The 20,052-nt window shown below is 63.8% G+C and carries 18 protein-coding genes; 12 read left to right on the top strand and 6 right to left on the bottom strand.

The annotated features are described in order from the left end of the window. Window positions 1-6: 6 nt before the first annotated feature. The 3 genes from BM374_RS18920 to BM374_RS18910 all read right to left on the bottom strand — a co-directional run bounded on the left by BM374_RS18920 (window position 7) and on the right by BM374_RS18910 (window position 1,890). Entirely contained in the window at window positions 7-597 is a 591-nt protein-coding gene (locus BM374_RS18920) for an NADPH-dependent FMN reductase (protein ID WP_092294731.1), read from the bottom strand. Window positions 598-874: 277 nt separating this feature from the next. Then, window positions 875-1,078, bottom strand: coding sequence for a hypothetical protein (locus tag BM374_RS18915; RefSeq protein WP_092294729.1), 204 nt, complete (start codon window positions 1,076-1,078; stop codon window positions 875-877). Window positions 1,079-1,212: 134 nt separating this feature from the next. Then, the gene (locus BM374_RS18910; RefSeq protein WP_092295041.1) at window positions 1,213-1,890 is read right to left on the bottom strand and encodes a nitroreductase; all 678 of its coding nucleotides are present in this window, start codon (window positions 1,888-1,890) and stop codon (window positions 1,213-1,215) included. A 124-nt stretch (window positions 1,891-2,014) separates the two neighbouring features. Here BM374_RS18910 and BM374_RS18905 point away from each other — a divergent pair, with 124 nt between their 5' ends. Further along, complete coding sequence (locus BM374_RS18905; RefSeq protein WP_092294727.1) at window positions 2,015-2,977, top strand: alpha/beta hydrolase; 963 nt, start codon at window positions 2,015-2,017, stop codon at window positions 2,975-2,977. Window positions 2,978-3,007: 30 nt separating this feature from the next. Here the strand turns inward: BM374_RS18905 and BM374_RS18900 are convergent, their stop codons facing one another. Beyond that, complete coding sequence (locus BM374_RS18900; protein WP_092294725.1) at window positions 3,008-3,379, bottom strand: nuclear transport factor 2 family protein; 372 nt, start codon at window positions 3,377-3,379, stop codon at window positions 3,008-3,010. A 93-nt stretch (window positions 3,380-3,472) separates the two neighbouring features. On the opposite strand from BM374_RS18900, the gene BM374_RS18895 reads away from it, so the two are divergent. The 3 genes from BM374_RS18895 (at window position 3,473) to BM374_RS18885 (ending at window position 5,737) form a co-directional block, all read left to right on the top strand. Beyond that, the gene (locus BM374_RS18895) at window positions 3,473-4,036 is read left to right on the top strand and encodes a TetR/AcrR family transcriptional regulator (protein WP_092294723.1); all 564 of its coding nucleotides are present in this window, start codon (window positions 3,473-3,475) and stop codon (window positions 4,034-4,036) included. A 122-nt stretch (window positions 4,037-4,158) separates the two neighbouring features. Beyond that, entirely contained in the window at window positions 4,159-4,407 is a 249-nt protein-coding gene (locus BM374_RS18890; protein ID WP_092294721.1) for a hypothetical protein, read from the top strand. Between the two features lie 277 nt (window positions 4,408-4,684). Further along, the gene (locus tag BM374_RS18885; protein WP_092295039.1) at window positions 4,685-5,737 is read left to right on the top strand and encodes a type II asparaginase; all 1,053 of its coding nucleotides are present in this window, start codon (window positions 4,685-4,687) and stop codon (window positions 5,735-5,737) included. 154 nt (window positions 5,738-5,891) lie between these two features. Here BM374_RS18885 and BM374_RS18880 read toward each other — a convergent pair whose 3' ends face one another. Then, on the bottom strand, window positions 5,892-6,767 hold the full coding sequence (locus BM374_RS18880) for an MBL fold metallo-hydrolase (protein ID WP_092294719.1): 876 nt from the start codon (window positions 6,765-6,767) through the stop codon (window positions 5,892-5,894). A 595-nt stretch (window positions 6,768-7,362) separates the two neighbouring features. On the opposite strand from BM374_RS18880, the gene BM374_RS18870 reads away from it, so the two are divergent. From BM374_RS18870 to BM374_RS18860, 3 genes are read left to right on the top strand one after another with little or no spacing between them, the layout of a single operon-like run. Continuing rightward, on the top strand, window positions 7,363-9,222 hold the full coding sequence (locus tag BM374_RS18870) for an adenylate/guanylate cyclase domain-containing protein (RefSeq protein ID WP_244552627.1): 1,860 nt from the start codon (window positions 7,363-7,365) through the stop codon (window positions 9,220-9,222). Between the two features lie 41 nt (window positions 9,223-9,263). Continuing rightward, on the top strand, window positions 9,264-10,106 hold the full coding sequence (locus BM374_RS18865) for a phosphatase PAP2 family protein (protein WP_092294715.1): 843 nt from the start codon (window positions 9,264-9,266) through the stop codon (window positions 10,104-10,106). Window positions 10,107-10,143: 37 nt separating this feature from the next. Continuing rightward, the gene (locus tag BM374_RS18860) at window positions 10,144-11,553 is read left to right on the top strand and encodes a S8 family serine peptidase (RefSeq protein ID WP_092294713.1); all 1,410 of its coding nucleotides are present in this window, start codon (window positions 10,144-10,146) and stop codon (window positions 11,551-11,553) included. Window positions 11,554-11,559: 6 nt separating this feature from the next. Here the strand turns inward: BM374_RS18860 and BM374_RS18855 are convergent, their stop codons facing one another. Next, window positions 11,560-13,182: an ABC-F family ATP-binding cassette domain-containing protein gene (locus BM374_RS18855; protein WP_092294711.1), complete on the bottom strand. Its 1,623-nt coding sequence runs from the start codon at window positions 13,180-13,182 to the stop codon at window positions 11,560-11,562. Between the two features lie 191 nt (window positions 13,183-13,373). Here BM374_RS18855 and BM374_RS18850 point away from each other — a divergent pair, with 191 nt between their 5' ends. The 5 genes from BM374_RS18850 to BM374_RS18830 all read left to right on the top strand — a co-directional run bounded on the left by BM374_RS18850 (window position 13,374) and on the right by BM374_RS18830 (window position 19,953). Beyond that, window positions 13,374-14,462 (top strand): hypothetical protein, encoded by a 1,089-nt coding sequence (locus tag BM374_RS18850; RefSeq protein ID WP_092294709.1) that lies wholly within the window; start codon window positions 13,374-13,376, stop codon window positions 14,460-14,462. A gap of 183 nt (window positions 14,463-14,645) precedes the next feature. Then, window positions 14,646-17,417: a xanthine dehydrogenase family protein molybdopterin-binding subunit gene (locus BM374_RS18845; protein ID WP_092294707.1), complete on the top strand. Its 2,772-nt coding sequence runs from the start codon at window positions 14,646-14,648 to the stop codon at window positions 17,415-17,417. Next, window positions 17,414-17,938: a (2Fe-2S)-binding protein gene (locus tag BM374_RS18840; RefSeq protein ID WP_092294705.1), complete on the top strand. Its 525-nt coding sequence runs from the start codon at window positions 17,414-17,416 to the stop codon at window positions 17,936-17,938. Before BM374_RS18845 ends, BM374_RS18840 begins: the two co-directional genes overlap by 4 nt. Window positions 17,939-17,973: 35 nt before the next feature. Then, window positions 17,974-18,564: an Isoquinoline 1-oxidoreductase subunit gene (locus BM374_RS18835; protein ID WP_502689448.1), complete on the top strand. Its 591-nt coding sequence runs from the start codon at window positions 17,974-17,976 to the stop codon at window positions 18,562-18,564. Between the two features lie 123 nt (window positions 18,565-18,687). Next, on the top strand, window positions 18,688-19,953 hold the full coding sequence (locus BM374_RS18830) for a lipoprotein-releasing ABC transporter permease subunit (protein ID WP_177248394.1): 1,266 nt from the start codon (window positions 18,688-18,690) through the stop codon (window positions 19,951-19,953). The last annotated feature ends 99 nt before the right edge of the window (window positions 19,954-20,052 follow it).

Genomic DNA, 20,052 nt, shown 5'->3' with positions numbered 1-20,052 from the left:
CCGCTATCAGTAAGGCGGCGCCTTGCGCGCCCGCTGCGCTTTCGCGGCCTCGATCCACCACGTCAGATCGTCGGCAAAGCGCGGAAACGAACGTTCCAGCGCTTTGCCGCCCTCGCCGATCGGCTCGGCTTCGGCCGACAGCGTCTGCGCGATCGGCCCGACGCCGATGGTGCTCGAGATCACGACCATGCCCATTTCCGACAGCGTGCCGTGCCAGGCGGTCGAGGCGCGCGCGCCGGACAGCCGGCCGGCGGAATAGCTCACGATCGCGGCCGGCCGCCAGAACCACTCCTCCAGGAAGTGGTCGGTAAGGTTCTTCAGGCCGGGCTGAATGCCCCAATTATATTCGCCGGTGACGAAGACAAAGCCGTCGGCACCGCGGATCTGGCCGGCCAGCTTCTCCAGCGCCGGCGGAGCGGTCCCGCTGGGATATTCCTTGTACATGCGATCGAGCATCGGCAGGCCGATCGCCTTGGCATCGATGAAGTCGACCTCCTCGCCGCGACTGCGCAGGCGATCGATGACGAAATTCGCAAGGCGGATGCCCATGCGGTCGGAGCGGTAGGAACCGTAGAGAACGAGGATGCGATTGCTCATGGCCGGCACACTAGCACGAAACCGAAGCCCGGCCCCAACCGCTTTGTCGCGCTATCGCCGGCGACCGCGCTCCAGGGGCGAAGCTTCATTCGTCCTCGCATGGTGCCGGTGCATGGGAGTCCAATGCGCATGGCCGCGCCTATTCCAGAAGTGAAAAGCGCTGGTCCGCGTCACTCATTTCAATAATGAATCTGGGACGAGGTGAGCGGCTCGCGTCACGACGGATGATCGCCTTCGTCCAACTCGCTCCAATCGCGCGATGGCTGAGTGCTCGCGCCTAGTGCGTCGCCCGGTATTTGATGCGATGCGGTATCGAGCGACAAGTCAGACCGTCGGCGAGCAGCTTCATGTCCTCGCGCTTACCGCTGCGGATCAGTCTGCCGAACTCTTCGGAGGTAAAAGGAAGGGTGGGATCATCATCGAGCGGGCGCCGCATCCGCGGGCCGAAGAACCATCGAACCAGGCTAGCCAGCCGCCGCATGTCAATTCCCTCGCGCCAGCAACAAACCTTTTAGTCAGCATATTGTTCCTCCTGCATGATGAAGATTGCAAGAGGCCCTAACGAGTCCGCACGAAAAATTTCGCGAGGGAATACCCTCCTCCGGTCCTTCCAATTCACTCGGCGAATCCGAGATAGCGCACGAACTCATCGTTACCTTCGCGATCCGAACGAACGGCGTTCGCGGCAAAGTTGTCATCGGGATAGCCCATCGCGACGCAAGTCATGATGACCTCGTCCTCGGGAATCGCCGCGACCTCGCGCACGATGTCGCTGCGCATGATCCCCTGGCCGTTGATGACAGAGCCGAGCCCGCGGTCCCAGGCCGCGAGCACGAGACCGTAGCAGAGTGCGCCGAGGTCGAAATGGCAGACCGCACCGGGATCGAGCACGCGATCGTAGGTCAGCACCAGCGAGACCGGCGCGTCGAATTGGCGAAAGCCGCGCAGCACCCAGTCCTGCCGCATCGGCTTGTCGTCGCGCGCGATCCCCATCGCGCCGAACAGCTTCTTGGCGATGTCGACCTGACGGGCGCGATGCACGCCCTGGTACTCGCCATGGCTGACGATGTCGCGCTTGACCTTGGCGCCGGCCGCCATCTCCTCCATGTTGCGGCGGCGCACCTCTTCAAGCGGCGCGCCGGTCAGCACGTGTACATGCCAGGGCTGTGTGTTCATCGACGACGGCGCACGCTTGGCGCTCTCGATGATCGCCTCGATCACCGCGCGCGGCACCTTCTCGTTCCTGAAACCGCGCACGCTGCGGCGCGACTGGACCAGCGTTTCGAATTCCACCTCGAGGCCTCCCTGCCCGTTCATTCGCCGGCATGGCAATTGTAGTGCGTGGCCGGTTGCCGATGCGGCGCGCCAAATCTATGCTAACGGCCAACCAAGACCAAGAACCCCTGAGGACCCGCCGATGCCCGCGCCGCTCGATCCCGTCGTTGCCCAGATCATTCCGCTGCTGCCGCTGCGCGATCCCGCGACGATGACGCCACAGAGCGCCCGCGATTCCTTGCGCGCATTGGCTGCCGCGCGCGCCGCCGTGCCGCCACCGCCGGTCGATGCCGTGCTTGACATCAAGGTGAAGGGCGGCGCCGGCCCGCTCGATGCCCGCGTCTATCGCGTCGGCAGCGATCCCGCACCGACCGTGGTGTTCTTCCATGGCGGCGGCTGGGTTGCAGGCGATCTCGAGACCCACGACAGGCAGGCGCGCAATCTCGCGATTGAGACCGGCGCCGTCGTCGTATCCGTCGACTACCGCCGGCCGCCGGAGACACGCTTTCCCGGCGCCTTCGAGGACGCGTTTGCCGCCGCAAGTGACATCTTCAACCGCGTCGCGGAATTTGGCGGCGATCCCAGACGCCTCGGCGTTGCCGGCGACAGCGCCGGCGGCAATCTTGCGGCCACGACCGCGATCGCATCTCGCGATGCCGGCATCAAGCTCGCCGCGCAATTGCTGGTCTATCCCGTCACCGACGCCGTCGGCCTCTATGCCGACACGCGCGAGAACGCCCGCTTTCCCTCCCGCGCGGAAAATGCCGACGGCTATTTCCTCACGCGCGCCACCATGGAGTGGTTTTGCGGACACTATTTCGCCGATCCCGCAGATGCCTCAGACTGGCGGGTGTCGCCGCTGCGGGCCGCATCGCTCAAAGGCCTCGCGCCCGCGATCGTGACCACCGCCTGGTTCGATCCGCTGCGCGACGAAGGCGCGGCCTATGCGAAAGCGCTGGAGGCCGCCGGCGTGCGCGTCAAGCATCATGAGGGCGCCGGCCTGATTCACGGCTATTTCGGCATGGGCGAGGCCTCCGAGGTCGCCCGCGCCGAGGCGCAACGTGCGCGCGCCGATTTCAAGGTGTTGCTGGCGCGCGGGGTCTGAGACCGCCGCCCTCGCGCAATCGGCGCGCTATCAGGAAGCCGCCGCGGGGACTTCGAAGAAGCCGGTCGCCTGAACCAGGCGGCCATCTTCGCCAAAGCGGCCAAAACTCTCGCCCTTGACGAAGACGCGGCCGGCGCCGTCATACATGGTCCAGCGGAAAAGCCCCTGTTCATGGTGTTCGACGAAGCTGTCGTTCCTGAAATGGGCTCCCGGAAACTTCAGCTGCGTTTGCCCGATGCGGGCCATCAAGGCCTTCCGTCCAGCCACCTGCGAGCCCGGATCGGTGTACACGCAATCCGCAGCCACGCTCTGCTCCAGCAACCGGCGCCGCTCGTCCTCGTCGATGGGTCCCCATGCCGCCTGGTAGGTGGTCCAGGTCTTCAATCGCGCGTCGTTGTTCATCTCGCAAACCTTTCACGGCTTCGTTTCGTGCTATGACAAATTGACAATTATCGACTTTTTGTCAATACGTGGTGCGCATTGAGGGTGAGGATCATGGCTCAAGCTCCTGTGTCCAAAGAGCAGATCGCGATCGCAGCCGCGACGCAGGTCTTCTGCCGCTACGGCTTTGCCCGCACGACGATGGGCGATATCGCCGCCGAGGCCGGGATATCGCGGCCGGCGCTTTATCTGCTCTTCCCCGACAAGGATGCCGTGTTCGCTGCGGTGATCCGGGCCATGGACGAACAGAAGCACCGCGAGATTCTCGCATCGATCGCGCGGCTCGATGGACTCCACGCCAAGCTGCTCCATGCCTGCAAATCCTGGGGATCTCACGGCTTCGACCTGTCGGAGGCGCATCCCGATGCAGCGGATCTGTTCGATCTGCGATTTCCAGCCGTCAGGACCGTTTACGAGAATTTCCAGTCGCTGGTCGCCGATCTCATCCGCGATCAGGTACGGTCCTCGGGCACGGCGGACGGAGCGGACGTGCTGGCACGGTGCCTCGTCTTCGGCATGCGCGGATTGCGCGAAACGGCCAGGAACGGCAAGGACATGAAGCGCCTGATCGCCGTCCAGGTCGCGATGCTGGTCAGGAGCATCGGCGGAAAAGCCTGAGACGCGGAGACCTCTCGCGAGAAATTGGCAGGCGGACCGGGCGACGACCGTTCATCCTGCTTGATTGCGCCACGATTCCGGGCTCCAATCCGGAACGCCATTTTGGTTTAGGGAGAGACCCAATGATGAAACGGATTTTCCTGGCTGCGATCGTTGCCACCTTCGCAGCCGGCTCGGCCTTTGCGGACGATACCTGCGAGAGCAAGGCGGTCGGCAAGGACGGCAAAGCCCTCGCCGGTGCGGCCAAGACCTCGTTCATGAAGAAGTGCAAGCAAGAGGCCTGCGCGCCGAAGGCCGTCGGCTCCGACGGCAAGCCGCTCGCCGGTGCCGCAAAGAACAGCTTCATGAAGAAGTGCGAGATGGGCGCGTAAGTCGCTGTGCCTTCGCTGCCTCTTTAACGAGCAACCTTCGTCATGCCCGGGCTTGTCCCGGGCATTGACGTTTGTTGTTTGAGCACGAGAGGGGCGACTATCGCCACCTGCCTGCACGCGCCGCGCGCGCAAACAACAGACATCGCCACCCTAGACAGAACGCCGCTCCTGACGGATCATACGGCGCTGAGCGAAATCGGGGCGCATCGACGAGGCTTCTAGAAAAAGGGTGGTCGAGATGTGGCAGTTCCGAGTGCGTGATTACATGATGGCGACAATGAGCGTGCTCTTTGCGCTGCTCATCAGTCTTGACGTCGCAAGTGCGAGGGGCCCCGGCCTGCCCAACGTCGTGGTTCTGGCCACCGGCGGCACGATCGCCGGCAGCGGGGCGAGCAGCACCACCGTGGTCGGCTACACCGCAGCCACGGTCGGCATCGAGACCCTCCTGAACGCCGTCCCCGAGCTGAAGACGGTGGCCAACGTCAAGGGCGAGCAGGTTTTCCAGATCGCCAGCGAGAACATGAACAATGACTACTGGCTGAAGCTCGCCAAGCGCGTCAACACGCTCCTTGCGCAGGACGACGTGGACGGGATCGTGATCACGCACGGGACCGATACGATCGAGGAGACCAGCTATTTCCTGGACCTCGTGGTCAAGAGCAGGAAACCTGTCGTCGTCGTCGGTGCCATGCGGCCGTCGACGGCGATCAGCGCGGATGGTCCGATCAATCTCTTCAATGCTGTGATCCTCGCAGGCAGCGAGGAGGCCGTCGGCAAGGGCGTGCTCGTCGCTCTCAACGATCAGATCAACGCGGCGCGCGAGGTCACCAAGACCAACACCTCGACGGCCGACACCTTCCGCACGCCGGAGCTCGGCTTTCTCGGCTACATGCAGGGCAACAAGCCGTATTTCTATCGTCAATCGACCCGCCGACACACGGCGGACTCCGAGTTTGACGTGTCCAACCTCGATACCCTGCCGCAAGTCGACATCGTCTACGGCTACGCCAACATGAACCGGGTTGCGATCGACGCGTTCGTCGCCGCCGGTGCCAAGGGGATCGTGCACGCCGGCGTGGGTGACGGCAGCCTGGCCCGGCCGGCGGTCGAGCCGGCGCTCGACGAGGCCCACAAGAAGGGGGTCGTAATCGTTCGCAGCAGCCGTGTCGGCAATGGCATCGTCGCGCGCAATGGCGAAGCCAAGGACGACGAACACGACTTCATCGTCTCGGATACGCTCAATCCGCAGAAGGCGCGCATCCTCTTGATGCTGGCGCTGACCAAGACGAGCGACAGCAAGGAAATCCAGCGGATGTTCTATACGTATTAGAGCATCCGGGGCGCTGCCGCCGCAGCTGCAACATCGCAAACGTCCTGCGATTTCGACATGGCCGGGCTTGTCCCGGCCATCCACGCTCTTTGTCGTCAGTGAAACAAGAACGTGGATGCCCGAGACAAGCCCTGGCATGACGGGAAGAAGCAGCCTATTCCCGCTTGAAGCGGTAATCGAACGCGGCGCCGAACGGCTTGATCAGTCCGACCGTCGGCGCCGGAAAATGGATCGGCAAGATCAGCGTGTCGGTGTCGGCAACGGAAGCGAAGAACTTTCGCCGCGACACCGCCGACTGTTTTGCATCCCAGTCGGGCCTGGCCGACCAGTCCGGCTCGCGGCACTGGATCTGGTGATGCATGAGGTCGCCGGCGACCACCGCGCGCCGGCCCTTCGAGAAGATATTGACGCAGCAATGACAGGGCGAATGCCCCGGCGTCGGCGTCAGCGTGACGGTATCGTCCAGCGCATAGCCGTCATCGACCAGCAGCGCCTGTCCCGCCTCGACGATCGGCAGGCAATTGTCGCGAAACACAGTGCCGGGTGGATTGTTGCCTTTGGCGTTCTCGGCCTCCCAGGCGGCGTACTCGCCCTTGTGAAAGACGTATTTCGCGTTCGGGAACGTCGGCACCCAGCGGCCGTCGCGCAACGTCGTGTTCCAGCCGGTGTGGTCGATATGCAAATGCGTGCAGAAGACGTAGTCGACCTGCTCGAAGCCGATGCCGAGCGCGAACAATTCGTTGCGCCAGCGCTCCTTGCCGGGAAAGTCGAATGGCGGCGGATGGCCCTTGTCCTCGCCGGTGCAGGTGTCGACAAGAATGGTGTAGCACGGCGTGCGCACCACGAACGTCTGGTAGGTGATGACCATCATGCCGCGAGCGACGTCGAACACCTCCGGCTCCATGGTCGGCAGATGCTGCTTGAACACACCCTCATCATATCCCGGGAAAAAATCTTGCGGCCGCCGCCACGGCCCCTCCCGCTCGATCACCGCATCGATGGTGGTGTCGCCGATCCTCAGCTGCTTCACGCGTATCTCCCGGTTTTCCTCGAGCGTAACGAGCGACCTTGCGGCGTTCAAGGCCGGTCGGCGCAGGCCTGCCGCCCGAGGCGACGAGCCATTCACTGCGACCACCGCGCTGGCGACGCGTGATTTCTACGGCGCGCGCGGCCGCGATTCCAAGCTCCGGCTCGCCACCTCATTTCCAGTGGAACGCGCGGCCTCAACATCCTCGGCCGACGCGAGCAAATCGGCAAAGTGCAACCGCCGGGCTCGTGACACGAATTTGCGCGTCTGTATGATCTAACTCACAGCGCCTTTCCAGTTCGTCTGTAAAATGCAGCCGCGCGACGCGGTGGCTCTCGGGCCTTCAGTCTCGCAGTCAAATTGCTGAAAATCGATTGTAGCTCTTTGCAGGTTGAGCCGAAAAAGGCCGCAACGATAAGTCCGACCATCCGCTTCAGGGGGCGAGTTTCCCAGGTTCGCGGAAGGGATAGTTGTGCCTCGTCCGACACGGCCGCTCACCTGGAGAGAGGTTGCTGCATATGATTTGGGAGCCGCTTCGTTCGGCAAAATGTCGGCGCGCGTAAGCGGGGTTGAGTTTGTTCAGAGTCGGAGGTGCGCGGTGGGCGCTATCAATGACCTCGCGTTATGCTATCCTGCCCCTGTTCTGCAAAGCAGCGGGGCGGCCAAGGTGAATCATCCGGGGATCGATGTTGCAGAGGCCCTGCCCTCGCGTCGCGTACTTGCAATCCTGGCCGCAGACGTCGTGGGCTATGCTCGTCTGACAGAGGTGGCGGAGGAAGCAACGCACGTGCGACTGCGAGCGCTTCGTTTCGGCGTGATCAATCCGTGCATCGTCTCCTTCCGCGGCAGGATCGTGAAGAATACGGGGGACGGCTTTCTCGCCTCTTTCGATTCCTCGCTCGATGCGGCGCGCTGTGCGGTCGCCTTGCAGCACGAAGTCTCCGCTGCACAGACCCGGGAAGGATACGATCGGAAGATACAATTCCGAATGGGTCTGAACGTTGCGCAGACCATCGTCGAATCGGAGGACATCTTCGGAAAGGGAGTCAACATAGCCGCGAGACTCGAGCAGTCCGCGCCGGCAGGCGGCGTGGTGCTTTCAGACGAGATGTTCCAGCAGATCAAGGATCGGCTCGATGTCCCTGTCCAAGACCTGGGCGTCCTTCGGCTCAAGCATCTTGCGCGCCCCGTTCACGCTTATTCTCTTCTGCTGCCAGAGGCCGAACGGTTGCCGTCGAACGGTGGCCGCAGGGCAAGCCGCCAGGCCAAGGTGCCTTATATCGCGGTATTGCCATTTCGTACCCAGGGCGCGAACGCGGAAGACGATTACTTCGGCGATGGCACGGCCGACGAGATCGTCGTTGCGCTCCAGAACCTCCGTGGGCTGTTCGTCATTTCAAGCATGTCGACGTCTCCCTATCGTAGCGGCCCGGTCGACAGCCAGAGGATCGGCCAAGAACTCGGCGTCCGATACGTCTTGAGCGGCAGCATCCGGCGAGCCGACAAGCGGCTACGAATTGGAGTCGAATTGCAGGACGTCGAAGCGGGGGTCGTGCTCTGGGCAGATCACTACGATGGCGATGTCTCGGAACTGTTTGATTTTCAGAGCCGCATTGCGACGCGCATCGTATGGAGCATCGCCCCCCAGGTCCGCGAGGCAGAGTTGAGACGTGCGCTTCAAAAACGCTCGGACAACCTCAATGCTTACGAGCTGCTCATGAAGGCGATCGACTTCATGTATCGCATGAACTTCTTCGACTTCGGCCGAGCGGGGGAGCTGCTGCAGGCCGCAATCGCTTCGGACCCGAGCTACGCGACTCCTTATGCCTATGCGGCGCTGTGGCACATTCACAATGTCGCGCAAGGTTGGGGCGCCGAGGGCGGCCCCGATGCGGCGGAAGCCGCGCGCCTTGCCACTGCGGCGGTCGACCGGGCGCCGGCAGACGGGTTCGCGCTGGCCGTTCTCGGACACGCCAAGGCGCTCTTGTTCAAGGACTATAACGCGGCGCTCGATTTGTTTGACAGGGCCTTGAGCGCATCGCCCGGCAATGCGATGGCTTGGACCCTTAGCAGTGGCGTGTACGGCTACCTTGAGGATGGCCAATCCGCGATTACGCGCGCCGAACAGGGATTGCGTCTGTCACCGGCCGACACGCAGGCCTATTTTTACCTGATGTTCCTCGGCCAAGCCCATTACATCAACGGCAACTACGATGAGGCGGTCGTGTGGGCCCGCAAGACCGCAGCTTTGAACGGCCGGCTCTCCGCCAACCTGCGGGTTCTGGCGGCCGCCTATATTGCAAAGGGCCAGGGTGAGGAGGCCCGGGGCGTCATCAGGATGCTTTCGGACATACAGCCTCGATTCAAGCTTTCGGCCTATCGCGAGCGGTGCCCCTTCAAGCCGGGTTTGCGGGACCGCTTCATCGATCATTTGCGAGAGGCTGGCTTGCCGGATTGAAACCATGCTGCATTTGCAGCGAACCACGGGAGGATGCTGCCATGGGGGGAAATTGGTTCGGAGGCAATTGGTTTGGTGGCAATTGGTTCGGAGGAAATTGGACAGGCGGCCCGGGTGGCAGCGGCGCACCCGTGTTCGCGATGCGGGCCGATCGGCCGCTCGCCGAGATCGCAATCACGCGGTCCTATGACGCCAAGTTCCGAGACGCCGAGTGGGACCCAGATCTGCGCGCCGTCACGATCCTCCCGGAGTTTCTGGCACAGACCATCAAGGGCAAGCAATGGCAGGCGGCCGTTGCGCTGCCACCGCCCACGTACCCCGTCACTGCAAAGATGGTCGACGAGGTCCTGGTGCTTGCAGTTGCGGAGCGGCCGGAAGCGCTCGGCGAAATCGTCGAGGAGGATCAGAATTTTCAGCTGCGCTGGCTGCAGCTTCTCAACATGAGCGCCACGGCCTACCCGCATACGTTCCTGCTGATGAAGATCATGGCCCGCGTCGGCGAATTCGCGATGGTCACGCTCAAGCTCCAGTATTCGAATATGAGCGGCGCCGCGCCTCCGCCCTATTGGTACCAGCCGCGACCAAGCCAGGTTTGCCCGACGCTGTATCCACCGGTCCAGGTTCCGGGCCACCCGTCCTATCCGGCCGGACATGCGCTCATTGGCACGCTCACCTCCGAGTGCCTGGCCGACCTGCTGCCCCAATACAAGGAGCCGTTGCGGGCATTGGCCGCGCGAGTCGCGATGAATCGGGTCATCGCAGGATTGCATTATCGCGAGGACATCGACGCGGGCGCCAAGGCCGCGATCGCCCTGAAACCGTTTCTGACGGCTTGCCCGTTCTACGCGGCGACATTCAAGCTCGCGCAGGCCGAATGGAAATGAGCTCGCGCACGACCTGACCACGGCAGCGGAGGCAATCATGACGCCTTGGGAACTGCGCACCGACTATGTGCGGGTGCTGGTGCAACGCAATCAAAATGAGGTGCTCGTGAAGGCGGCGAACGACCTGCTCAAGGGCGACAGTCCGGTGGGCACGATGCGCGATTACGTCCGCGAGAACGTGGCGACGGACTTTTTGATCGACGGTGAGTTCGGCGCCTTGCCGATTTGGGATGGCGCCGATCAGCGACCTGCGGTCTCGCCAGAGGACAGAGGCGAAAAAGCGTTCTCCCTTCTCGCGTTCGAGAAATCGAAGAAATTTCTCGTCCGCGCGTACGTTTCTCCAGCGACTCTGTCCAAGCCGGATTTCAATGACGGGGAGCCGGTCTGGTTGGATTCCGATGTGCATAGCCTACTTGCCCCGCCGCCAGCCAACCAAGCCACGGGCGATACCGACACTGTGCGGCAGGACCTCAATACCTCGGTGCTGCAGGACAACGGCCTCTATGGAACGGATGTTGCCGTCGCTCTCGTCGATACCGGCATCTGCAGGTCACATCTGGCGAGGCGGCTCGGCTTCAATCCGGCCCTGGATGTGGGCAATTCGTGGACGCCACCGAGAGTGGCGACGATGCCGGGCCTTCATCGCATCGGTCACGGGACGATGTGCGCCTATGGCGTGCTCTCGGTGGCCCCGAACGTGACGCTGCTCGACTATCCCTTGCTGCTTGGACGTCCGGCCGGGGAGCACACCGTCAGTGCCACGATCGGAGAAATGATGCGCGGTTACCTGGTGTTGATCTGGCGCTGGGCGCTTACTGCAGTCATTCCGCAGAGCGCGCTCGTGGTCAACAACAGCTGGGGCATCTTTCATCCGAGCCTCGACGACTTCGCCCCTGGTGATCCCCGGCGCTACATCGACAATCCCGGCCATCCCTTCAGACTCTACATCGCCCTGCTCACGGCATTCGGCGCCGACGTGCTTTTCGCCGCAGGTAATTGCGGCGATGGCTGCCCCAATGCCGTGTGTTTGCAGCGGACGGCGGGAATGATCATGGGCGCCAACGCGTACGACGAGGTGCTGACGCTCGCCGGCTGCGACATCCACGATTTGCGCGTCTGTTATTCCTCGCAAGGACCGTCGATCGCGGGAATGCCTCAGCAGAAGCCGGACATCACCGCCTATACGCAGTTTCTCGGCTCGAAGGTCCTGCGCGGCCCGCGCGGCTTTGAGCCCGACACGGGAACGTCGGCCGCATGTGCCGTCGCATCCGGATGCGTCGCCGCGCTGCGAACCGCGCAGCCGCCCACGGCGACGGATCCTGCAGCCATGATTGCGGTGTTGGAGGCGACAGCGCACCCGATGGGCGGCGCGGTGCCCAACTACGATTACGGCTACGGCATCATCAGGCCGGTGGCCGCCGGCCAAAGCCTGGGCATCATTCCGTGAGCGCGTTCAGTTGCGCAGCCCCGGAGCCTCCTGCCCGGTGCGCGCGACGTATTCCGTGTAGCCGCCGCCATATTGGTGGATGCCATCAGGTGTCAGCTCGAGCACGCGGTTCGAGAGTGTCGCCAGAAAATGCCGGTCGTGCGAGACGAACAGCATGGTGCCTTCGAAATCCGAGAGCGCATTGATCAGCATTTCCTTGGTGGCGAGGTCGAGATGGTTGGTCGGCTCGTCCAGCACCAGGAAGTTCGGCGGGTCGAACAGCATCTTGGCCATCACCAGGCGCGCCTTCTCGCCGCCTGAGAGCACGCGGCAGCGCTTCTCGACGTCGTCGCCGGAGAAGCCGAAGCAGCCGGCGAGCGCACGCAAACTGCCCTGCCCCGCGGTCGGAAACTGGTCTTCGAGCGACTGGAACACGGTGCGCTCGCCGTCGAGCAGGTCCATCGCGTGCTGGGCGAAATAGCCCATCTTGACGCTGCCGCCGAGTGCCACCGTGCCCTCGTCCGGCTCGCTCGCGCCCGCGACCAGCTTGAGCAGCGTTGACTTGCCCGCGCCGTTGACGCCCATCACGCACCAGCGCTCCCTGCGGCGGATCATGAAATCGAGCCCGTCATAGATGCGCTTGTTGCCGTAGCCCTTGAACACGTTCTTGAGCGCGACGACATCTTCGCCCGAGCGCGGCGCGGGCGGAAAGTCGAAGGCGATGCTCTGGCGGCGGCGCGGCGGCTCGACCCGCTCGATCTTGTCGAGCTTCTTCACCCGGCTCTGCACCTGGGCGGCGTGCGAGGCGCGCGCCTTGAAGCGCTCGATGAACTTGATCTCCTTGGCAAGCATCGCCTGCTGGCGCTCGAACTGCGCCTGCTGCTGCTTCTCGGCCATCGCGCGCTGCTGCTCGTAGAACTCGTAATCACCGGTATAGGTGGTGAGCGAGCCGGAATCGATTTCGATCACCTTGGAGATCACGCGGTTGATGAACTCGCGGTCGTGCGAGGTCATCAGCAGCGTGCCCTCGTAATCGTGCAGAAACTTCTCCAGCCAGATCAGGCTTTCGAGATCGAGATGGTTGCTCGGCTCGTCAAGCAGCATGACATCGGGACGCATCAACAGAATGCGGGCGAGCGCCACGCGCATCTTCCAGCCGCCCGAGAGCTTGCCGACGTCACCGTCCATCATCTCCTGGCTGAAGCCGAGGCCGGACAGGGCCTCGCGCGCACGGCCGTCGAGCGCATAGCCGTCGAGCTCCTCGAAGGCATGCTGCACCTCGCCATAGCGGGCAATGATCTCGTCCATCTGGTCGGCCTTGTCAGGATCAGCCATGTCGGCTTCGAGTTGACGCAGCTCGGCCGCGACCTCGCTGACGGGGCCCGCGCCGTTCATCACCTCGGCTACGGCGCTGCGGCCAGACATCTCGCCGACATCCTGGTTGAAATAGCCGATGGTGATGCCGCGATCGGTGGACACCTGCCCTTCGTCGGGCAGTTCCTCGCCGGCAATCATCCGGAACAAAGTGGTTTTTCCGGCGCCGTTCGGGCCGACGAGACCGATCTTCTCGCCCTTGTTGAGAGCGGCGGAGGCTTCGATGAAGAGGATCTGGTGGCCGGCTTGCTTGCTGACGTTGTCGAGGCGGATCATAGGGGTCTTTTGGAGGATTTTTGCGTTGCAGCGTAATAGGCCATGCCGGCTCCCAGGGGAAGCCCGGCGGGGTACGGGTTTTCCCTCGCTCCTGACAATTCCTTAGCGATTTTCAGTCACAACCAGTGATAGTGCCGTCCAGCGAATCCGACGGACGACCTGACGTTTGGAATGCTCCTGGGGAAATACCGATGAAAACTCGCTTTGGCCTGGCCTTGGCCACCGCACTGATGCTCGGCGGCAGCGCCGCAATGGCTCAGACCCTGCCCGATTACATGGCACCGATATCCGGCAAAACCAACGCCGCGCCGGGCGACGTCGCCACCAAGGATGTGCTCGCGCTGAACACGGCGATGTTCGATCTCTATGGCGACGCGGCAAAAGTGTTCCAGAAGAACATCCTGGATAAGCACCCCGTGATCCTCGGCCTGTTCTCCGGCGCCGGCGGACGCCTGATCCTCTATCGACCCGGCCAGCCGCCACTGGACGCGCCGCAGGTGCCGGTCGTCTACCAGCTGCTGAAATCGGTCGGCCACAGCACCATGGCGCTGGCCGAGGTGGTCGGACCCTATGTCGACAATCCCGACAACAAATCCTGGCGCGCTTCGATGCTGGCCTTTCGCAGCCGGATGCAGTCGGCGTTGGACAGCCTCGATGCCACGCCAATGCAGGCCGACTGGCGCGACAACAACCGCACCATCCTGAAGAACAACATCGCTTTCATGGACGAATGCCTCGCCGGCGGCGCCATTCCGTTCGCCAAGCTGGAGGCCTTTGGCAAGCAGCAGGCCCCGTTCCTTGCCAAGAACGTCGCGTGGGCAGCCCAGACCCAGGTCGCGCACTGGATGGGCGTGCTGGCCGACTGGAAGGCACAGCTCGGTCCCGATTGGGAGAAAACCTATGCCGCCAGCAACACCATCTACGTCGCGCGGCAGAACAACGTGATCTTCAGCGTGCTCGCGCAGTTCTTCGGCCCCGACGCCATCAACACGCGCCTGCTGCTGATCGAGACGGTCTCGTTCACCACGACGCCGGCAGACATGCTGGAATCGCTGACGCGGATCATCGCGGACCGCTCGGTCGGCGCGCTGTTCTTCGGCAATTATCACCTCATGGACTACGAGCTGATGGGAGGCGACGCGCGCGCCGCAATCATTGCAGAGACGGCAAAGCGCGGCATGACGCCGTTCCTGCCGCCGTTGGTCCCGTTCGGCTCCAAGCAATGGCCGACCCTGGTCACGCCGGGCCCCGGTCCCGCGACCATCGCCGACATCAAGTGAAGGACATAAAGCATGCGCCAAATGAGAAGCGGCTGCGTTCACGGCGGCCACCTTTCACCTCTCGTAAACGGCCGCACTGTTCTATTCGCGCATAACGAATCATGACAGCTTCAGGCCAGCATTGGTGCGTATCCGTGGCGCCAGCATCGTGGGCCCTTAAGACCTTGTACAAAGGATGAAATCATGCGGCCTTCGCGACGCGAGTTCGTGAAGTTGATATCGGCGGGCGGCATTTCGGTCAGCCTGTCGCATCTCGCGGCAGCGGCGAATGCGCCCTTTGCAGCGCACGAGACGCTGCCCGGACGCGGCCATTTCAATCCCGCGGCCAAGGGCGCCGGGCGCGTCGATGGCGTTGCCAAAGTCACCGGCGCAAAGCTCTACGCCTCCGACTTCCGCGCTGGCGACATGCCGGGCTGGCCGCAGACCACCTCGCACGCGATCCTGGTGCGCGCCAACGACGCAACGCATGTTTATACCGGTCTCGACCTCGCCCGCCTCGACGGCGCGCTGAAGCCGTCCGTCGTCGTGACGGCGGCGGATCTCGACCGCATCGGCACACAGGTGCCGGAATTCTATGCCGGCGATCTGTTCTGCCCGCCCGGCAAGACGCCGCTTTATCTGGGCCAGCCGGTCGCGCTGCTGATCTTCGAAAAGTTCGACTCCTTCGACCAGGCGCGGCTCGCGCTTCGCGACGGCACCTTCGTCAAGTTCGGTGAGGAGACGGGGCCGGTGATCGCAGCCGATTACGGCGCCTACCGCTTCACCCGTGTCGCAGGCTCCTCGCCCGACAAGCCGGACGTCTACTCGCCGATCCAGGCCGGCTGGGTCTCGCCCAAGAAAGTTCAGAACGCCGCGCTGCCGGTGTGGTCGCCGCTCGCCAAGGAGATGCCGGCTGACTACGTCAAGGCGGCCAAGCTTGGCGATCAGATCCGCGCAGAGCTTGCCACCGACGATGCCTCGCTGCTGGTGCTCGACCGCGAGTTCGAGACGCAGTCGGTCGATCCGATGTTCCTGGAGCCGGAATGCGGCCTCGCCTGGTACAGCGGCAAGGGCGGCAATCTGGAGCTGGTGCTCGGCGTGCAGTCGCCTTACGAGGCCGCGGAGTCGCTGGCGCATCTGCTCGCCAAGGCGCATGCGCCCTACAAGCCCTCGCACATCAACGCGCAGTTCGCCCATCTCGGCGGCGGCTTTGGCGGCCGCGACCACACGCCGTTCATCCTCTATGTCGCGCTCGCCGCGATCTGCTTTCCCGGCAAGCCGGTGCGGCTCGCGCATGACCGCTACCAGCAATTCCAGGGCGGCATCAAGCGCCACCCGATCAAGATGCGCTCGCGCATCGGCATCGACCGCAAGACCGGCCTGATCAAGGCCTTTGCCGCCGATCACGTCCTCGACGGCGGCGGGCTCGCCAACTTCTCAGCCAACGTCGCCGTCGTCGCCGCAACAGGCGCGATCGGCATCTACGACATCCCAAAGGTCGACGTCACCACGGTCGCGATGCATTCGCGCGGCGTCACCGCAGGCTCGATGCGCGGCTATGGCACGCTGCAAACCATGACCGCGCTCGAAGCGCTGATCGATGAAGCGGCCTCCGAGCTCCAGCTCGACCCGATCGAATTCCGCCGCCGCAATGCGCTGAAGCAGAACGGCCGGACCATGACCGGCAATCCCTATATCGTCTCGGTCCGCACGCCCGAGATCCTCGATCATCTCGAAAAGCACCCGATCTGGCAGCAGCGTGCGCAGCTCAGGCAAACCTCGGGCGACCGCTTGGTCGGCACGGGTGTGGCCTGCGTGACCAAGGACTACGGCTCCGGCGCGGACTGCTCGCTCGGCCGCGTCGAGTTCGGCGCTGACGGCAAAATCGCGATCTTCTGCGACCATGTCGAGATGGGCAACGGCATCGGCACGGCGCTGGCGAACCGCGTCGGCTTCCATCTCGGCGCCATCGCCGACGAGGTCTCGGTCGCGCGCGTCGACAGCTACGACGTGCTCGGCCTCGTCACCTCGGGCGATCCCTACACGATGGACCAGAAGACCCAGGACGCCGCGGCGCGCAATTCGCGTTGGGTGCCCGCGATCTCCTCGGCGACGTCGGCCTCGATCGGCGCCCATGTCGGCACGCACTCGGCATCCGAGGCCGCGCGCATCATCTTCCGCTTCGGCCTGTGGCCCGCGGCGCTGGAGCTGTGGCGCATTCCGAAGGCGGATCCGCGCGCCCAACAATCGGCCCTCGCGGACTGGCAGAACGGCCAGCTCACGATGCCCGGTCTCGAGCCGTTGCCGTTGGCAAGGCTTGCCGCGACCGCGCATGCGCGCGGCTTCGTCACCGGCGCGGTGGCGCACAGCTTTTCGCGCTGGGCCTGGTCGCGGGCGCGCTTTCCCCTGTTCGGCGAGCAATACCTTGCCGAGATCGACGCGCTCGCGATCCGCCGTGGCAACAACAAATTCGAGCGGATCAATCGCAGCAACGTCAAATTTCCGCCGACCGACAACAACCGCATCGGCACCGCCTACACCTCGATGTGCGGCACGCTCGTCCGCGTCGAGATCGAGCGCGCCACCGGCGCGCTTCGCATCGCCAAGGCCTACAGCGTGTTCGAATGCGGCACCCCTCTGGTCCCAGAAGTCGTGATGGGCCAGTCCCATGGCGGCTTCGCCATGGGCGTCGGCTACGCGCTTCTGGAAACGCTGCCGCCGTTCGAGGGCGGCCCCGGCAACGGCGAGTGGAATCTCGGCCGCTATCTCATCCCGCGCGGCTCCGACCTGCCTTTGCGCGATCTCGAGATCGAGATGCTGAAGCCTCTCATCGGGAACGAAGCGCCCAAGGGCATGGCGGAGGTCGTGATGATCCCGATCGTGCCGGCGCTGATCAACGCCATCCATGACGCCACCGGCCACCGCTTCCGCGCGCTGCCGGTCACGGCCAATCTCCTGAAGGGAGTGCTCGCGTGACGACCCTCAGCCTCACCATCAACGGCCGGAAGCATGGTCCGATGGACGTCCGCGACGATCTCTCGATGAACGATTTCCTGCGCGAGATGCTCGGCATGACCGGCACCAAGTTCGGCTGCGGCGCCGCGCAATGCCTGAGCTGCGCCATCATCGTCGACGAGCCGGATGGCACCAGCTACACCAGTCCGACCTGCATTGCGCCCGCCATCAATTTCGACGGCAAGTCGATCCGCACCGTCGAAGGCCACGCCAAAGAAGGCCAGCTCTCGGCCCTGCAACAGGCTTTCATCGATCACTTCGCCTTCCAGTGCGGCTATTGCACGGCCGGTTTCCTCAATGAGGGGCAAGTGCTGCTCGAACGCCTCGCACGCGCCCCTGTGAGCCGCGAAGCTCTGGAGCAGACCATCGCTGATGCGCTCGACGGCCATCTCTGCCGCTGCACGGGCTACATCAAGTACCACGAGGCGGTGCGCGACGTGATCCTCGCCGATTCCACCCGCTATCTCGCCGCCGCCAAATGAGTGCGCCTGTGACGATCACCGCGCGCGTCAGGATCATGGTCGCGATGGCAGCGCTGACGAGCAGCCTGTGCGCCGGCTACGCCGCCTCTGATACGACCAGCCACGGCCTCGCCTCGCCCGAAAGTTTTGCCAACATTACTGACACCGAGAAGCGCTCGGCTGCGATCTTCACCGAGTTGGGGAAAGTGCTGACGCATCCGCGCTGCACCAATTGCCACCCGGCCGGCGACAGTCCGCGCCAGGGCGACAATCCCCGCCTCCATCAGCCGCCGGTGACGCGTGGCGCCGATGGCCATGGCGTCGAAGCGATGCGCTGCCACACCTGCCACCAGAAGGCCAATTTCGAACCCGGCCGCATTCCCGGCCATCCCGAATGGCACCTCGCCCCGCGCGAGATGGCTTGGGAAGGCAAGAGCGTCGGCGAGATCTGCGAACAGATCCGCGATCCCGCGCGCAACGGCGGCCGCAAGGTGGAAGACTTGATCGACCACATCGGCAAGGACACGCTGGTCGGCTGGGCCTGGAAGCCCGGCTTCGGCCGCTCGCCCGTCCCGGGCACGCAAGCGCAGGCCGGTGCGCTGGTCGAGGCCTGGGTGAAGACAGGAGCGGCGTGTCCAGCGCCGTGAGCCAGCCCGCGAGTTGTCATCGACAGCCGAAACCACGATTGGGCTTTTGATCCGCACACCTATAGCTAATCCGATCGCAACCGGAGAGAATGATCGTCCTGGCGGATGAGCGACGAGACAGTGATGGCTTCACCACGAACAGGCCCCTTTGCCCCCTTCGAGTGGATGCTCTCAGCCCGTTATCTGCGAGCCCGCCGCAAGGAAGGATTTGTCTCGGTCATCGCCGGGTTTTCGTTTCTGGGCATCACGCTCGGGGTGGCCACGCTGATCATCGTCATGGCGGTGATGAACGGCTTTCGCACAGAACTCCTGGGCAAGATCCTCGGGTTCAACGGACATCTTGTGGTGCAACCGCTGGAAACGCCGTTGACAGACTGGAAGGATGTCACTGAGCGCATCAGTCAGCTGCAGGGCGTCCGGTTGGCGGTCCCGGTCGTCGACGGCCCGGCGCTCGCCTCGTCGTCCAACGCCTCCGGCGTCCTGATCCGCGGCATCAGGGCTGAAGATCTCATCAGGCTTCCCTCGATCGCCGGCGGCATCAAGCAGGGATCGCTCGAGCATTTTGACGAGGGCCAGGGCGTTGTCATCGGTCAGGGCCTCGCCGACCAACTCTCCCTCCGTGCCGGTGACAGCATCACGCTCGTTGCGCGGCGCGGCGCAGTCACGCCGATGGGCATGATGCCACGCGTCAAGAAATATCAGGTCGCGGCCGTGTTCGAGATCGGGATGTCCGAATACGACACGGGCGTCATCTTCATGCCGATCGCGGAGGCGCAGGCGTTCTTCAACCGCGATCATGACGTCAACGCCATCGAGGTGTTCACGGCCAACCCTGATAGCGTCGACGTGTTTCGCAAGACGGTCGCGGAAGCGGCCGGTCGGCCGATCTACCTGGTCGACTGGCGGCAGCGCAACGCGACCTTCTTTGGCGCGCTCGAGGTCGAGCGCAACGTGATGTTTCTGATCCTGAGCCTGATCGTTCTCGTGGCCGCGCTGAATATCGTGTCCGGCCTGATCATGCTTGTGAAGGACAAGGGCAGCGACATCGCCATCCTCAGGACCATGGGCGCCTCGCAAGGTGCGATCATGCGAACGTTCATGATAACAGGCGCTGCGATCGGCGTGGCCGGGACGCTGGTTGGCTTGCTCGTCGGGCTCCTTGTCTGCGCCAACATCGAGTCGATCCGACAATTCATGTCCTGGCTGACGCACACGGACCTGTTCCCGCGAAAACTCTACTTTCTGTCCAAGCTGCCGGCGGAAATCGATCTCGTCGAGACCGCAGCGGTCGTAATCATGGCCCTGACACTATCGCTCCTTGCGACCCTCTATCCATCCTGGCGCGCTGCCCGGCTCGATCCCGTCGAGGCGCTACGACAGGGCGGCTAGTCGCGAACGAGCATCCTTTAACGGCGATAGTCCGCTCGCGCCGGAAGCAGCCTCTCTATGGCGCGCTCGTCGCACCGCCGGAAGTGCGCCCCTCGCCTC

It is taken from the genome of Bradyrhizobium sp. Ghvi (assembly GCF_900115265.1).
Classification (GTDB): Bacteria; Pseudomonadota; Alphaproteobacteria; order Rhizobiales; family Xanthobacteraceae; genus Bradyrhizobium.
The sequence above is the reverse complement of the archived record's forward strand: the minus strand, read 5'-3'. Positions and strand labels throughout refer to the sequence as shown.

Excerpts from the sequence above, each read along its gene's own strand:
- BM374_RS18895 (WP_092294723.1), top strand. The coding sequence starts at position 3,473 with ATGGCTCAAGCTCCTGTGTCCAAAGAGCAGATCGCGATCGCAGCCGCG.
- BM374_RS18885 (WP_092295039.1), top strand. The coding sequence starts at position 4,685 with ATGAGCGTGCTCTTTGCGCTGCTCATCAGTCTTGACGTCGCAAGTGCG.
- BM374_RS18850 (WP_092294709.1), top strand. The coding sequence starts at position 13,374 with ATGAAAACTCGCTTTGGCCTGGCCTTGGCCACCGCACTGATGCTCGGC.
- BM374_RS18860 (WP_092294713.1), top strand. The coding sequence starts at position 10,144 with ATGACGCCTTGGGAACTGCGCACCGACTATGTGCGGGTGCTGGTGCAA.
- BM374_RS18920 (WP_092294731.1), bottom strand. The coding sequence starts at position 597 with ATGAGCAATCGCATCCTCGTTCTCTACGGTTCCTACCGCTCCGACCGC.
- BM374_RS18835 (WP_502689448.1), top strand. The coding sequence starts at position 17,974 with ATGGTCGCGATGGCAGCGCTGACGAGCAGCCTGTGCGCCGGCTACGCC.
- BM374_RS18915 (WP_092294729.1), bottom strand. The coding sequence starts at position 1,078 with ATGCGGCGGCTGGCTAGCCTGGTTCGATGGTTCTTCGGCCCGCGGATG.
- BM374_RS18845 (WP_092294707.1), top strand. The coding sequence starts at position 14,646 with ATGCGGCCTTCGCGACGCGAGTTCGTGAAGTTGATATCGGCGGGCGGC.
- BM374_RS18890 (WP_092294721.1), top strand. The coding sequence starts at position 4,159 with ATGATGAAACGGATTTTCCTGGCTGCGATCGTTGCCACCTTCGCAGCC.
- BM374_RS18855 (WP_092294711.1), bottom strand. The coding sequence starts at position 13,182 with ATGATCCGCCTCGACAACGTCAGCAAGCAAGCCGGCCACCAGATCCTC.
- BM374_RS18830 (WP_177248394.1), top strand. The coding sequence starts at position 18,688 with ATGGCTTCACCACGAACAGGCCCCTTTGCCCCCTTCGAGTGGATGCTC.
- BM374_RS18900 (WP_092294725.1), bottom strand. The coding sequence starts at position 3,379 with ATGAACAACGACGCGCGATTGAAGACCTGGACCACCTACCAGGCGGCA.
- BM374_RS18905 (WP_092294727.1), top strand. The coding sequence starts at position 2,015 with ATGCCCGCGCCGCTCGATCCCGTCGTTGCCCAGATCATTCCGCTGCTG.
- BM374_RS18865 (WP_092294715.1), top strand. The coding sequence starts at position 9,264 with ATGGGGGGAAATTGGTTCGGAGGCAATTGGTTTGGTGGCAATTGGTTC.